Source organism: Sinorhizobium sp. P24N7 (assembly GCF_042436655.1).
Lineage (GTDB): Bacteria > Pseudomonadota > Alphaproteobacteria > Rhizobiales > Rhizobiaceae > Sinorhizobium > Sinorhizobium meliloti_A.
In genome coordinates this window covers 376526-389764 of the sequence record NZ_JBHMIW010000004.1, presented here as the reverse complement: position 1 = coordinate 389764, position 13239 = coordinate 376526, and the positions used below count along the sequence as shown (strand labels likewise).

The 13239-nt window shown below is 63.4% G+C and carries 13 protein-coding genes; 9 read left to right on the top strand and 4 right to left on the bottom strand.

Going from position 1 to position 13239, the window contains the following annotated elements:
- Positions 1 to 96: 96 nt before the first annotated feature.
- Both ACFHWW_RS09330 and ACFHWW_RS09325 read left to right on the top strand, forming a co-directional pair.
- Entirely contained in the window at positions 97 to 1038 is a 942-nt protein-coding gene (locus tag ACFHWW_RS09330) for an electron transfer flavoprotein subunit alpha/FixB family protein (RefSeq protein WP_275597418.1), read from the top strand.
- Positions 1039 to 1181: 143 nt separating this feature from the next.
- Positions 1182 to 2054, top strand: coding sequence for a 3-hydroxybutyryl-CoA dehydrogenase (locus ACFHWW_RS09325; protein ID WP_379938033.1), 873 nt, complete (start codon positions 1182 to 1184; stop codon positions 2052 to 2054).
- A gap of 37 nt (positions 2055 to 2091) precedes the next feature.
- Here the strand turns inward: ACFHWW_RS09325 and tlpA are convergent, their stop codons facing one another.
- Positions 2092 to 2766: a thiol:disulfide interchange protein TlpA gene (tlpA, locus tag ACFHWW_RS09320; RefSeq protein ID WP_275597417.1), complete on the bottom strand. Its 675-nt coding sequence runs from the start codon at positions 2764 to 2766 to the stop codon at positions 2092 to 2094.
- 25 nt (positions 2767 to 2791) lie between these two features.
- Between tlpA and argH the strand changes: the two genes are divergently transcribed.
- The 4 genes from argH (at position 2792) to ACFHWW_RS09300 (ending at position 8663) form a co-directional block, all read left to right on the top strand.
- Positions 2792 to 4195, top strand: a complete 1404-nt coding sequence (gene argH / locus ACFHWW_RS09315) for an argininosuccinate lyase (protein ID WP_379938032.1) — start codon at positions 2792 to 2794, stop codon at positions 4193 to 4195.
- Positions 4196 to 4390: 195 nt separating this feature from the next.
- On the top strand, positions 4391 to 4591 hold the full coding sequence (gene lptM / locus ACFHWW_RS09310; protein WP_198516870.1) for an LPS translocon maturation chaperone LptM: 201 nt from the start codon (positions 4391 to 4393) through the stop codon (positions 4589 to 4591).
- A gap of 14 nt (positions 4592 to 4605) precedes the next feature.
- Positions 4606 to 5874, top strand: a complete 1269-nt coding sequence (gene lysA, locus ACFHWW_RS09305; RefSeq protein ID WP_379938031.1) for a diaminopimelate decarboxylase — start codon at positions 4606 to 4608, stop codon at positions 5872 to 5874.
- 140 nt (positions 5875 to 6014) lie between these two features.
- Positions 6015 to 8663 (top strand): TIGR02302 family protein, encoded by a 2649-nt coding sequence (locus ACFHWW_RS09300; RefSeq protein WP_379938030.1) that lies wholly within the window; start codon positions 6015 to 6017, stop codon positions 8661 to 8663.
- An 80-nt stretch (positions 8664 to 8743) separates the two neighbouring features.
- Here ACFHWW_RS09300 and ACFHWW_RS09295 read toward each other — a convergent pair whose 3' ends face one another.
- From ACFHWW_RS09295 to ACFHWW_RS09285, 3 genes are all read right to left on the bottom strand, one after another.
- Positions 8744 to 9103 carry a response regulator gene (locus ACFHWW_RS09295; RefSeq protein ID WP_026168803.1) on the bottom strand — a complete coding sequence of 120 codons (360 nt, stop codon included), beginning with the start codon at positions 9101 to 9103 and terminating at the stop codon, positions 8744 to 8746.
- 222 nt (positions 9104 to 9325) lie between these two features.
- A complete protein-coding gene (gene hpt / locus ACFHWW_RS09290; protein ID WP_100674186.1) occupies positions 9326 to 9871 on the bottom strand; it encodes a hypoxanthine phosphoribosyltransferase in 546 nt (181 codons plus the stop codon).
- A 63-nt stretch (positions 9872 to 9934) separates the two neighbouring features.
- On the bottom strand, positions 9935 to 10345 hold the full coding sequence (locus ACFHWW_RS09285) for a hypothetical protein (RefSeq protein ID WP_018096916.1): 411 nt from the start codon (positions 10343 to 10345) through the stop codon (positions 9935 to 9937).
- A gap of 425 nt (positions 10346 to 10770) precedes the next feature.
- On the opposite strand from ACFHWW_RS09285, the gene ftsE reads away from it, so the two are divergent.
- From ftsE to ACFHWW_RS09270, 3 genes are all read left to right on the top strand, one after another.
- Complete coding sequence (gene ftsE, locus ACFHWW_RS09280) at positions 10771 to 11394, top strand: cell division ATP-binding protein FtsE (protein ID WP_234704940.1); 624 nt, start codon at positions 10771 to 10773, stop codon at positions 11392 to 11394.
- A complete protein-coding gene (locus tag ACFHWW_RS09275; RefSeq protein ID WP_100674184.1) occupies positions 11387 to 12403 on the top strand; it encodes an ABC transporter permease in 1017 nt (338 codons plus the stop codon). The genes ftsE and ACFHWW_RS09275 overlap by 8 nt, the downstream gene beginning before the upstream one ends.
- 105 nt (positions 12404 to 12508) lie before the next feature.
- A complete protein-coding gene (locus tag ACFHWW_RS09270) occupies positions 12509 to 13207 on the top strand; it encodes a YdcF family protein (protein ID WP_100674183.1) in 699 nt (232 codons plus the stop codon).
- The last annotated feature ends 32 nt before the right edge of the window (positions 13208 to 13239 follow it).

Genomic DNA, 13239 nt, shown 5'->3' with positions numbered 1-13239 from the left:
GACACAGGCTTCCGGGCAAACGCATGAACCACTTCAGACTCATGAGCTCCGATCCGGAACGGATCGTTGAGCTCGATCGAAAGGGAGAATTCTACCATGGCCATTCTGCTTCTGGCTGACCACGACAACAGCCACCTTTCCGACCAGACCGCGAAGGCGCTGACGGCGGCAACGAAGATCGCCAGTGGGACCGGAACCGACGTGCATGTGCTGGTTGCCGGTCAGAACGTCAAAGGGATTGCCGAGCAAGCCTCCAAGCTTTCGGGCGTCGCCAAGGTGCTGGTCGCCGAGGACGCCTCGCTCGCCAACAATCTCGCCGAGCCGCTGGCCGCGCTGATCGTTTCGCTCGCCGGCAATTACGACACCGTCGTTGCCGCCGCCACGTCGGTCGGCAAGAACGTCATGCCGCGGGTCGCAGCCCTTCTCGACGTCGCCCAGGTTTCGGAGATCATCGAGGTCGTCTCGCCCGATACCTTCAAACGGCCGATCTATGCCGGCAACGCCATCCAGACGGTGCAGACGAGCGAGCCGAAGAAGGTGATCACCGTGCGCACCGCCTCCTTTGCCGCTGCTCAAGAAGGCGGCTCGGCCCCGGTCGAGACGGTTGCCGCCGCGGCTAATCCCGGCCTTTCCGCCCATGTTTCCGATGCGCTGTCGTCCTCCGACCGGCCGGAACTGACCTCGGCGAAGATCATCATTTCCGGCGGCCGGGCGCTCGGCTCCTCGGAGAAGTTCAAGGAAGTCATCCTCCCGGTTGCCGACAAGCTCGGGGCCGCCGTCGGCGCCTCGCGCGCCGCCGTCGATGCCGGCTATGCGCCGAACGACTGGCAGGTCGGCCAGACCGGCAAGGTGGTCGCCCCCGACCTCTACATCGCCTGCGGCATTTCCGGTGCGATCCAGCACCTCGCCGGCATGAAGGACAGCAAGGTGATCGTCGCCATCAACAAGGACGAGGAAGCGCCGATCTTCCAGGTCGCCGACTACGGCCTCGTCGCCGATCTCTTCGACGTCCTGCCGGAACTCGAAAAGGCGCTTTGACGCACCGGCTACCGACACGAAAAAGCTGGAAAAAGCGCCGACATGGCATTAACAATCATACCGGGCCGGCCCTGCCGGCCCGGTAATTTTGCATTTGCGGCAGCGTCATTGCCGCAACCTGTTGAACATGGGTGTTCGCTTCAATGATCAAGACGGTGGGAATTATCGGCGCAGGACAGATGGGCTGCGGCATTGCCCATGTTTCGGCAGCCGCCGGGTATAAGGTTCAGCTCTACGATATCGCCGCGGACCGAATCGAGGCGGGGCTTGCCACCATCAACGGCAATCTTGCCCGGCAGGTCTCCTCCGGCAAGATGAGCGACGAGGACCGCAAGCGGGCGCTTTCCCTGATCAAGGGCTCAGGCGACATCAACGACCTCGCGCAGGCCGATCTCGTCATCGAGGCGGTCACCGAAGACGAAACCGTCAAGCGCAAGATCTACGGTCAGGTCTGCCCGGTCATGAGACCGGATGCCATCCTGGCGACCAACACATCGTCCCTGTCCATCACCCGGCTCGCCTCCGCGACCGATCGTCCCGAACGGTTCATGGGCATCCACTTCATGAACCCGGTCCCGGTCATGAAGCTGGTGGAGCTCGTACGCGGTATCGCCACGGAGGAAGAGACCTTCAAGGCGGCAAAGGAATTCGTCGCGCATCTCGACAAGACCGTCACCGTCGCCGAAGATTTTCCCGCCTTCATCGTCAATCGCATCCTGTTGCCGATGATCAACGAGGCTATCTACACGCTCTATGAAGGCGTCGGCACCGTCGATGCCATCGACACGGCCATGAAGCTCGGCGCCAACCATCCGATGGGTCCGTTGCAGCTCGCCGATTTCATCGGCCTCGACACCTGTCTGTCGATCATGCAGGTGCTGCATGACGGCCTGGCGGATTCGAAGTATCGCCCCTGCCCGCTGCTGGTGAAATATGTCGAGGCCGGTTGGCTCGGCCGCAAGTCCGGCCGCGGCTTCTACGATTACCGGGGCGAGGTGGCCGTACCGACGCGCTGACCTTTCAGGTCAGGCGGAAGGCTCCTGCGGCGATCCCTCAACTTCCCGCAGGCGGAGCCAGCGCCGCTTCGATGAGGTTCTTCGCGTCATCGCTGTCCCATACGGCCGGCCCGTTCATCGACCCCAGAAGGCAGCCCTTTTCGTCGAGAAGCAAGGTAGCGGGAAGGCCGAAGGCGAGCCCCTCCTTCTTGAGCGTGTTGAAAACTCCCATCGAGGCATCGCGGTAGTAGCCGAGCGCATGAACGCCGACCTCGTCGAGGAATGCCTTCGGCTTGTCGTCGGCACCGGTGTCGATATTGATTGCGACCACCTCGAAACGGTCGCCGCCGAGCGCCTGTTGCAGGGCGTTGAGCGCCGGCATCTCCTCCCGGCAAGGCACGCACCAGGTGGCCCAGAGGTTGACCAGGACTGTCTTGCCGGCAAAGGCGGCAAGCGTCAGCGGCTTGCCATCGGGACCTGCGAAATCGAGGCCGCCGATCGGGCGTGCGTTGTCCGCCGGCGTCATCGCCGCCACCTGGCCGCGCATCAGCGGGGTGAGCGAAGCCACCTTTTGCCCGGCCAGCGGGCAGCTCGCATCCGCCGTCGGCGTGACGCCGCCATTGCCAGACCCCGTCTCCTTCACGTATACCGCAGCCGCACCGGCGATCACGCCCAGAAGGGCGGCGAGCGCGAACAATTTAAGGGCCGGAGGGCGTTTCTTCTGGTCTGGCATTTCATTCTCCAAGGCGGGCATCCTGATGGCTGACGGCAGTTCCGAGACGAAATCCTCCAACCAGATGTGGGGCGGTCGCTTCGCCTCGGGCCCGGACGCGATCATGGAGGAGATAAATGCCTCGATCGGCTTCGACAAGAAGCTCTATGCCCAGGACATCCGCGGCTCAATAGCGCATGCGACGATGCTGGCGCATCAAGGCATCATTTCCGCCGAAGACAAAGACAAGATCGTTCACGGCCTCGACACGATCCTGTCAGAGATCGACAGCGGCGCATTCGAGTTCTCGCGCCGCCTGGAAGACATCCACATGAACATCGAGGCGCGGCTGGCGGCGCTGATCGGCCCGGCCGCCGGGCGCCTCCACACGGCGCGCTCGCGCAACGACCAGGTGGCGCTCGATTTCCGCCTGTGGGTGAAAGAGGAGCTGCAGAAGACCGAGAAGGCGCTGACCGGTCTCATCGCTGCCTTTCTCGACCGCGCCGAAGAGCATGCCGACACGGTGATGCCCGGCTTCACCCATTTGCAAACGGCGCAGCCGGTTACCTTCGGACATCACTGCATGGCCTATGTGGAAATGTTCGGCCGCGACCGCGCGCGCGTTCGCCACGCGATCGAGCACATGGACGAAAGCCCGATCGGCGCAGCCGCGCTTGCCGGCACCGGCTTCCCCATCGATAGGCACATGACCGCCAAGGCGCTAGGCTTCCGCGAGCCGACGCGCAATTCCATCGATACCGTCTCCGATCGCGACTTCGCGCTCGAATTCCTGTCGATCGCCGCGATCGCGGCGACCCACCTGTCGCGGCTCGCGGAAGAAATCGTCATCTGGTCGACGCCGCAATTCGGCTTCATCCGCCTGTCGGACGCCTTTTCGACCGGTTCGTCGATCATGCCGCAGAAGAAGAATCCCGATGCGGCCGAGCTCGTGCGCGCCAAGACGGGGCGCGTCAACGGCTCGCTGGTTGCGCTGCTGACTGTGATGAAGGGTCTTCCCCTCGCCTATTCCAAGGACATGCAGGAAGACAAGGAACAGGTCTTCGATGCGGCCGAGAGCCTCGAACTCGCAATCGCGGCCATGACCGGCATGATCCGCGACGTGACGATACGCGCCGACCGGATGAAGGCCGCAGCCGGCTCCGGCTACTCGACCGCCACCGATCTCGCCGACTGGCTGGTGCGCGAGGCAGGCCTGCCCTTCCGCGACGCCCACCATGTGACCGGCCGCGTCGTCGCGCTTGCGGAACAGAAAGGATGCGACCTCGCCGACCTCCCGCTCGCCGAGCTGCAGGCGATCAATTCCGCGATAACGGACAAGGTCTACGGCGTCCTGACGGTCGAGGCCTCCGTGGCAAGCCGCACCAGTTTCGGCGGCACTGCGCCCTCCGAAGTCCGCAAGCAGATCTCCTGGTGGCGGGCGCGCAACTAGAGCGCTTCAGGAAAAGTGTGTAACGGTTTCCGTTGCAGAATGCGTCGGCTCCACTGCTGCTCTCTCCTGCGCAGAAACAGGGTGCACAAGGCGCTGAAAAATCGGTAAGACATCGCACCGGAGCGGCGCAGGGAACATGTTCCTGCCGCCCCCGCGCTCCCAAGATCAATCGGCTCTCAGCTTCGGCAAAGGGAAATGACGATGACATTCAGGAAGGCCGCCCGAATCGCGCTTCTTCTGGCAATCCCGGGGCTGGTTCTCGCCGGCTGCGGGCGTAAGGGCGACCTCGACCGGCCGGGGGCCACCGCACCGATCAACACGAAAACGCCCGCCGGTACTGTCGCGCCGAAGCAAACCGTCGACGACCGCCCATTTCTGCTTGACCCCCTCCTCTGAGCCGAGGAAAGACCGTGAATCATTTCCAATACCGTGACGGAATTCTTTACGCCGAAGACGTGCCCCTGACGGAGATCGCGCGCGCCGTCGGCACGCCGTTCTACTGTTATTCCACCGCCACGCTGGAGCGCCATTACAGGGTCTTTTCGCAAGCCTTTGCCGATGTGGACGCCATGGTCTGCTATGCGATGAAGGCCAATTCGAACCAGGCCGTGCTGAAAACGCTCGGCCGTCTCGGCGCAGGCGTGGACGTGGTGTCCGAGGGTGAACTGCGCCGCGCGCTTGCAGCGGGCGTTCCGGCAAGCCGGATCATGTTCTCGGGCGTCGGCAAGACCGCGCGCGAGATGGATTTTGCTCTCGAGGCAGGCATCTATTGCTTCAATGTCGAATCCGAGCCGGAGTTGGAGGTCCTGAGCCAGAGGGCCGTACGCGCCGGCAGACGAGCGCCGGTTTCCTTCCGCATCAATCCCGACGTCGATGCCCGCACACATGCAAAGATCTCGACCGGGAAGAAGGAAAACAAGTTCGGCATTTCCTGGGAGCGGGCCCGTAGCGTCTATGCTCACGCCGCCGAGCTTCCCGGCATCGAGGTGACCGGGATCGATATGCATATCGGCAGCCAGATCACCGAGCTGCAGCCTTTCGACGACGCCTTCAAGCTGTTGCGCGAACTGGTCGATACGCTGCGTTCCGACGGGCATGTGATCGAGCACGTCGATATCGGCGGCGGTCTCGGCATCCCCTACCGTGAAGACAACAATCCGCCGCCCTTGCCGGACGCCTATGCCGATATCGTCAAGAACCAGCTCAAGGGCCTCGACTGCAAGATCGTCACCGAACCGGGCCGGCTGATCGTCGGCAATGCCGGCATTCTCGTGACCGAAGTGGTCTATGTGAAGGACGGCGGCGACAAGACCTTTGTCATCGTCGATGGAGCGATGAACGATCTCATCCGCCCGACGCTCTACGAGGCCTATCACGAGTTACGCCCGGTGAGGATTTCCGCGGCCAGCGCACCGCGCATCAAGGCCGATGTCGTCGGGCCGGTCTGCGAGACCGGCGACTATCTGGCGCTCGACCGGGAGATGGCGATGCCGAAGCCCGGCGATCTTTTCGCGATCGGCTCGGCGGGCGCCTACGGTGCCGTACAGGCGGGAACCTATAACAGCCGCCTGCTGGTGCCCGAGGTGCTCGTCAAGGGCGATCGTTTCCACGTGATCCGCCCGCGCCGGGGCTACGACGAGCTGATCGGCCTCGACTCGGTGCCGGACTGGCTCGACTGACCTCGAGCGACGCTGTCACGATTGGGGTCGCCGGCGGCGATCACGCATTGTTTTACGGGCCGCCCTCGTCTTCGCCACAAACAATGTTATCCTGACCATTGACCGCCTGCGGTCGAAGGATCGAAAGGAAGTTTCGGCGGATGACGCAATTCCGGCAGGATGAAACGCCAAAACCGCAGTCGTTCGCCAGGATGCTGGCGGCGAAGCGATTCCTCGCCCGTTTTGTTCTTCTGGCCGAAGAGCTGCTGCCACGCATGCTCGTCCCCGCCTCGCTCGTTCTTCTGTTTCTCTCCGCCGGCTGGGTCGGCCTCTTTCGGGCTGCACCGTTCTGGCTGCATGCCGCCCTTCTACTTGCTTTCGTCATAGGGCTGTTCATCTCCCTGTTGCCGCTGACCCGCATTCGCTGGCCCGAAACGCCCGAGGCGGACCGGATGCTGGAGGAGCGCAACCGGCTGCCGCATCAGGCGATCCGCGTGCAGGAAGATGCGCCCGCGACGGAGGGCGCTTTCGGCGCCGCACTCTGGCGCGAACATCAGGCGCGTATGGCGCGTATGGTCAGGGAACTCGATACGGGTCTGCCGCGCCCCGATATCGCACGGCATGACCCGTGGGCGCTGAGGGCCGTTCCTGTCCTCCTTGCCTGCGTCGCCTTCGCCTATTCCTATTCGAATCGCGCCGGACTGGTTTCGGATGCCTTCCGCCTGCCCGAGCAAGAGGCAGCGACGGCCGACATCCGTATCGATGCATGGGTGACACCGCCCGCCTATACCGGCCGCGCGCCGATCTTTCTTACGGGTCGACAGGACGCGACGGCCCCGGCCGAGGACAATGAGCAGGATCCGCAGGAGAAGCCTCAGATCACGATACCTCAGTTCAGCGATCTGACGGTCCGGATAACCGGCGCCGGGGCCGAGGAACCGGTCAGCTACGCAGCCGCGGGCGATGAACCCATGGTTATCCCTCAGTCGGACGCCAAGGCGGAGACGACATCCGGGCCGGAGCAAGCCCAACCGGAAACCCCTCAGGCAACTCCGAATGCGGTCCGCAATCATGTTTACAAGATCGCCAAGGACGGAACGCTCTCCGTCGGCGGCCAGAGCTGGAGCTTCAAGATCACGCCGGACAGCGTGCCCGACATCGCTTTCGACGGCGAACCGCGTCCAACGGTCAATGCGGCGCTCGACATCAGCTACCTGGCCCATGACGATTACGGCATCGCGCAGGCCTGGGCCGAGATAAAGCCCATCGAGGAGCCCGCGAAGGACGCCCATCCGCTCTACGGCCCTCCTGAATATCGCCTCGATCTGCCGCGGCGCAATGCCCGTGAAGCAAAGGGTACCACGAGCCGCAATCTGAGTGAGCATCCGCTTGCCGGAAAGCGCGTGAGCATCACGCTCGTCGCTCGTGATGCAGCCGGCCAGGAGGGACGAAGCGTGCCGCAGGAGATCGTTCTGCCGGCGCGCCGTTTCTTCGAACCCCTCGCCGCTGCCGTCGCAGAACAGCGCCAGGTCTTCGCGCTCGACGCCAACCAGTTGCCGCGCGCGATCGATCTCAACGATGCGCTGACGCTTTATCCCGAGGAGACGATTCCCAACGCCACCCACTTCCTGCTGCTGAAATCGGCACGCACGCGCATGCAGCTCGCCCGGAACGACGACATGCTGCGCGATGCCGCCGACCACCTGTGGGAAATCGCGCTCGGCATCGAGGACGGTGACCTGTCGCTCGCTGACCGGCGGCTTCGCGACGCGCAGCAGGCGCTGTCGGACGCGCTCGAACGTAACGCCTCGGACGAGGAAATCGCCCGCCTGATGGACGAGCTTCGCCAGGCGATGCAGGAGTATATGCAGGCGCTCGCCGAGCAGGCCGCGAAGAACCCCGCCGTCGCCGCCAATCCCGAGATGAACAACGTGCTGCGCCAGCAGGATCTGCAGAAGATGATGGACCAGATCGAAAATCTGGCCCGCTCCGGCGCGCGCGATCAGGCGCGGCAGATGCTCTCCGAACTGCAGAGAATGATGAACAATCTCCAGGCCGGACGCATGCAGCAGCAGATGGGCGAGCAGAACAACGCCATGCGGCAGCAGATGGATAAGCTCGGCGAGCTTATGCAGCGGCAGCAGCAGCTGATGGACGAAACTTTCAAACTGGATCAGGCACTGCGCGACCGGATGCAGCGCGGCGATCCGCTCGAAGGCGAGGACGAGGAACTTTTCGGACAGGACATGCCCCAGGATCCGGGGCAGCGGAGTGACCCCAACGGCCAACCCAACCCCATGGACGACATGACCGCCGAGCAATTGAAGGAAGCTCTCAAGCAATTGAGAGAGCAGCAGGAATCGCTCGGCAAGCAACTCGGCGACCTGCAGAAGGGTCTCGAGAATTTGGGCATCAAGCCCGGCAAGGGCTTCGGTCAGGCGCAGCGCGAGATGGAAGGTGCCGCCGGCGCTCTCGGGAAGGGCCAGGGCGAGCAGGCGGTCGGCAGCCAGGGCCGGGCTCTGCAGGCCCTGCGCGAGGGAGCGCAGGACATGATGAACCAGATGCAAGCCCAGGGACAGGGACAAGGTCCCGGACAAGGCGTTCCGCAATATGGCCAGAACGGGCGTGACCCTCTCGGCCGCCGGCAGCAGAACGCCGGCCCCGATTTCGGCGATCAGGTCAAGGTGCCCGACGAGATCGACACGCAGCGCGCCCGGCAGATCCTCGAAGAGATCCGTCGCAAGTTGGGTGACAGCCTGTCGCCGGAACTGGAGCGGCAGTATCTCGAGCGGCTGCTCGACATGCGGTGATGGGTCTGCGGGACGAGGGGTCGGGCGGCCTCTCCGAAGCCCCTCTTCCCGCGTCCCGCATCAAAGGTTTACGATCGGCGTCAGGCGGCCAGCGCGAGCGCGACGGCCTTGCGAATGTCGGGCAGTGAAAATGGCTTCTCGATGACGTCGACGACCTTGCCGGAGAGGTCGTCGGCACGCTCGCGTTGCTCGGCGTAGCCGGTCATCAACAGGATTTTCAATGCCGGAAAAGCGGCGGACGCCTGATGCGCAAGCTCAATGCCGTCCATGACCGGCATCCGGATATCGGATAGCAAGAGATCGAACGGCTGATCGCGAAGGCAGGCAAGCCCATCGGCTCCGTCCCCGGCTTCAACCGTTTCGTGCCCGTCGAGCCGCAACGCGCGTGCGACGAACGAGCGCAGGCCGTCTTCATCCTCGGTGATCAGGATTTTCGCCATCATGGCCTCCCGTATTATTTCTGCGGGGAGCGGCGCGGCGATTGGATGCCATAGACGCTCCGTTGGATCTGCGTATCGTCCGCCGCCTCATGCGACCGCGATACGTCTTCCAAACAAACAGCTTTTCGTTTGATTCCTGTAAACGCGTTAGGAGGCATTTTAATCATTCAGCGCGCCGGAACGATTCCCGTGATGGGGCCACGATAGAAACGGCGCGCGTGGTTACGTCGCGTCGCCGGTCACAACCCCGACGAACGGCAGTTCGCGGAACGCGTAGGCCACATCCATTCCGTAGCCGACCACGAAATGATCCGGGCATTCGAAGCCGACATAATCCGCTTCGAGATCGACGCGGCGCTTCACCCGCTTGTCGAGCAATACCGCGATCGTCACGTTTCGTGCGCCGCGCTCCAGGAGCAGTTCCTTGGCGAAACGCAGGGTGCGGCCGGACTCCAGAATGTCGTCGATGAGGAGCACGTCGCGGTCACGCACGTCGCTGTCGATATCCTTGGTGATCTTGACGCCCTTGGATTCGGTCCCGGTTCCGTAGCTCGAAAGCGTGATGAACTCGACCTCCGGAGCAAGGCCTGCCGCATGCATGGCGCGGATGAGATCGGCCGCGAAGATGAAGGAGCCCTTCAGGATCGAGATGACCAGGAGATCCTTGTGCGGCCCGCGAACGATATCGCCGGCCATTTCCTGATTTCTCGCCGCAATGGTTTCGGCGCTGTAGAGGACTTCGATATTCTTGCCGCGGACGACGGGCATAAGGGTTTCTCCATTCGCAAGGAAGAACACCGGCCTTCCCTTCTTCAGCCGCGCTTAGCACATTCAGCGATCGGAAGCACCGCCTTTTCCGCCCTCCATCGGCAGCGGGTGCATGTCGGCCCGTCCGTCGCCGCCGAAACCGGCGATCAGCAGGAAAACCGTAAGTCCGAGAAAGGCGGCCAGGCCGGCAAAGCGCCGGGGCGACATCGCATCGATCCTGGTCCCGGCCGCGACCAGGATCCGCCGTGCTGCACTCCGCATTCCCGGGGCGGTCGCCGCGCCGGCCTTAGGCCGGGCGCCGGCCCGGCGGTTGTCGTTGAACACCGGATACGGGCTGCGCCGTGCGGTCGGCGCAACCGTCTCGAACTCGACATCGATATAGTCGAGCCGCCTCGGCTGAGCGGCGCTCGAACGCGAGGCGCGCTCCGGTGGAATGAGGTCGATGCCCGCGGTCTTTGCGCGAAATGCCTGCATGGGCGCTCCCCGAACGCGGCGCCGGACGTCTTGCCTGCAGCGCCGTACGTCTTCGCTCGATGCACATGCCATCCGCGATGGATGCAAGGCATTGCTTCGAATCCTGACGAGACGTAAACCGAAATGGTTAATCTTTTGAAAACGAGGCCGCGAAAGCGGCGTCTTTTCATGGAACGTTAACCCTTGCTTAACCATGGTGTCACGCACGGTTTTGCCTTGGCAGAAGCGCCGTCCTACTGCATGTTCCTGAATTCGGAGCCGGTGCAGGCAGACATGCGGTGCTTCAAGTGCTTCACCGGCCGTCGCGCATCTGATAGACGGGTGGAGCTGCGATAATCCGGCCTTCGGCGGATTTGGCGAGGGTCGTGACGAGAGACTGGGCTGTCCCATTGATTCATTTTGAAAACGTCGGCTTGCGCTATGGCATGGGACCGGAGATCCTCCGGGACCTGACATTCGATATCCCGCGCCGTTCCTTCCAATTCCTCACCGGTCCGTCAGGCGCCGGCAAGACGACGCTGCTCCGCCTCCTCTTCCTGTCGCTCAAGCCGACGCGCGGCCTCATCCGCATGTTCGACCGCAACATCTCCTCCATTCCCCGTGAGGAGTTTCCGATGCTGCGCCGTCGGGTCGGCATCGTCTTCCAGGACTTTCGCCTGCTCGACCACCTGACGACCTATGAAAACGTCGCCCTGCCGCTCCGGGTCCGCGGCAAGGAGGAGTCGAGCTACCGTTCCGACGTGCTCGAACTCCTTAAATGGGTTGGACTCGGCGAGCGCATCAACGTGCTGCCGCCCGTGCTCTCCGGCGGCGAGAAGCAGCGCGCCGCCATCGCACGGGCGCTGATCGACCGGCCGGAGATCCTGCTTGCCGACGAGCCGACCGGCAACGTCGATCCGCCTATGGCGCGCCGATTGCTCAATCTCTTCATGGAACTCAATCGGCTCGGGACCGCGGTGGTGATCGCCACGCACGACCTGTCCTTGATGGATCAGGTCGAGGCCCGGCGCATGATCCTGTCACAGGGACGGCTCGACATCTATGAATGAGAACCGCGTTGCCCGCAGCGAGCCTACCCCTCCGCCGCAACAGCAGCAGCGTCGCAGCGAGATGCGCGTGCGCCCGACCGGGCCGATCGTGCCTTCGGCCAACGTTTCCGGCCACGCGCTCATGTGCGTCATCGCCATCATGTCCTTTCTGGCCTGCCTGACCCTCGGCGGCGTCAGCATGGTGCGCGCGACCGCCCAGAGCTGGCAATCACAGATCTCCCGCGAGATCACCATCCAGATCAAGCCGGACGACAACCTCGACATGGAGAGGGCGCTCGCCGACGCCCGTGATCTGGCCCTGACCTTCAACGGCACGACAGGCGGCACAATCATCGACCGCGCGGCGACCGCGCGCCTCCTGGAACCGTGGCTCGGTGGTGGACTCGACCTGAACGAACTGCCCGTGCCGCGGCTCGTCGTCATCACGATCGACGAGAGCAATCCCCCCGATTTCGCCGCGATGCGAAAGGCGCTCACCGAAACGATCCCGCAGGCCTTTCTCGATGATCACCGCACCTGGGTCGATCGCCTGGTTGCGATGGCGAGCACGACCACGATGATCGGCACCGGCGTCCTGGTACTGGTCTTCTCCGCAATGGTGCTGACGGTGGTTTTCGCCACCCGCGGCGCCCTTTCCGGCAACCGTCATATCGTCGAGGTCCTGCATTTCGTCGGGGCGGAAGCGAGTTTCGTCGCCGCCGAATTCCAGAAGCACTTTCTCCGAATCAGTCTGAAGGGCGCCGGCGCCGGCGGCCTTCTCGCTGCGCTGTCCTTTGCGCTGGCGAGCTTCTGGCAGTCGCAGACGCTTGCAACCCCTGAAACGGATCAGGCGACCGCTCTGTTCGGTACCTTCGCCATCGGTTACACCGGCTATCTCGGCATCTTCGCCATTATCGTCGTGATTGCTCTGCTGACGACCTTGACGGCGCGCCTTACAGTCATGCGGACGATCTACGAAATCGACCTTATCCGATCCGATCCGGGCCGGACCGACACCTTTCAGGGTTGAAATCGGCCGGAAGACCATGAATTGCCCGCAATCGATCTATTCCCTGCCGCAATCTGCGGCTATGTGATGAGAATCATGAAGGCGGGAGAACTACGCGGGAGCGGGATGGCCGAAAGGGGCAAATGGCTGGAGAGGGCCGCGCGCCGTCGCCAGTCCCGCAGCCTGTTGCGCAAAGTGCTGCGCCGCGGCTTCTTCGTGCTGCTCGCCTTTCTCACCATATTCATCGCCGGCTTCCTGCAATTCGCCGACACCGTCGCCTCGCTGCAACCGCCTGCCACTCCGAAAGCGGATGCGATCGTCGTGCTGACCGGCGGCTTCCAGCGAATAGACCAGGCTGTCGATCTCCTGAAACTCGGCGCCGGAAAGCGGCTCTTGATTTCCGGTGTTCATCCGTCGACGACACGTAGCCAGATCCGGCGGAATACGCAGAGTTCGACCGACCTGTTCAAGTGCTGCGTCGATATCGGTCGTGCGGCGATCGATACGATCGGCAACGCCACCGAAACCTCGCAGTGGATCCGCAACCGAGGTTATCGGACGATCCTCGTGGTGACGAACAATTACCACATGCCGCGCAGCCTGCTCGAACTGCGCCGCGCCAGGCCCGAAACCGAATTCATTGCCTACCCGGTCGTCAATTCGGATCTCAAGACGACCAACTGGCTGCGCAATCCGCTGGTGCTGAAGGCCATTCTGCTCGAATACGGCAAATACTCCGTCGCCTCGCTGCGCGATGTGATGGGCGCCCGCTGGACGAACGGCCTCAGGACGGAGCCCTTGCCTGTTGCGCCGGCCGGGCAATAGCGCCGCCGGAGAAAGGCGCTCCCGTCGCGAGG

Excerpts from the sequence above, each read along its gene's own strand:
- ACFHWW_RS09275 (WP_100674184.1), top strand. The coding sequence starts at position 11,387 with ATGAATGAGAACCGCGTTGCCCGCAGCGAGCCTACCCCTCCGCCGCAA.
- argH (WP_379938032.1), top strand. The coding sequence starts at position 2,792 with ATGGCTGACGGCAGTTCCGAGACGAAATCCTCCAACCAGATGTGGGGC.
- ACFHWW_RS09325 (WP_379938033.1), top strand. The coding sequence starts at position 1,182 with ATGATCAAGACGGTGGGAATTATCGGCGCAGGACAGATGGGCTGCGGC.
- ACFHWW_RS09270 (WP_100674183.1), top strand. The coding sequence starts at position 12,509 with ATGGCCGAAAGGGGCAAATGGCTGGAGAGGGCCGCGCGCCGTCGCCAG.
- ACFHWW_RS09285 (WP_018096916.1), bottom strand. The coding sequence starts at position 10,345 with ATGCAGGCATTTCGCGCAAAGACCGCGGGCATCGACCTCATTCCACCG.
- ACFHWW_RS09300 (WP_379938030.1), top strand. The coding sequence starts at position 6,015 with ATGACGCAATTCCGGCAGGATGAAACGCCAAAACCGCAGTCGTTCGCC.
- tlpA (WP_275597417.1), bottom strand. The coding sequence starts at position 2,766 with ATGCCAGACCAGAAGAAACGCCCTCCGGCCCTTAAATTGTTCGCGCTC.
- ACFHWW_RS09295 (WP_026168803.1), bottom strand. The coding sequence starts at position 9,103 with ATGGCGAAAATCCTGATCACCGAGGATGAAGACGGCCTGCGCTCGTTC.
- hpt (WP_100674186.1), bottom strand. The coding sequence starts at position 9,871 with ATGCCCGTCGTCCGCGGCAAGAATATCGAAGTCCTCTACAGCGCCGAA.
- ACFHWW_RS09330 (WP_275597418.1), top strand. The coding sequence starts at position 97 with ATGGCCATTCTGCTTCTGGCTGACCACGACAACAGCCACCTTTCCGAC.
- ftsE (WP_234704940.1), top strand. The coding sequence starts at position 10,771 with ATGGGACCGGAGATCCTCCGGGACCTGACATTCGATATCCCGCGCCGT.
- lptM (WP_198516870.1), top strand. The coding sequence starts at position 4,391 with ATGACGATGACATTCAGGAAGGCCGCCCGAATCGCGCTTCTTCTGGCA.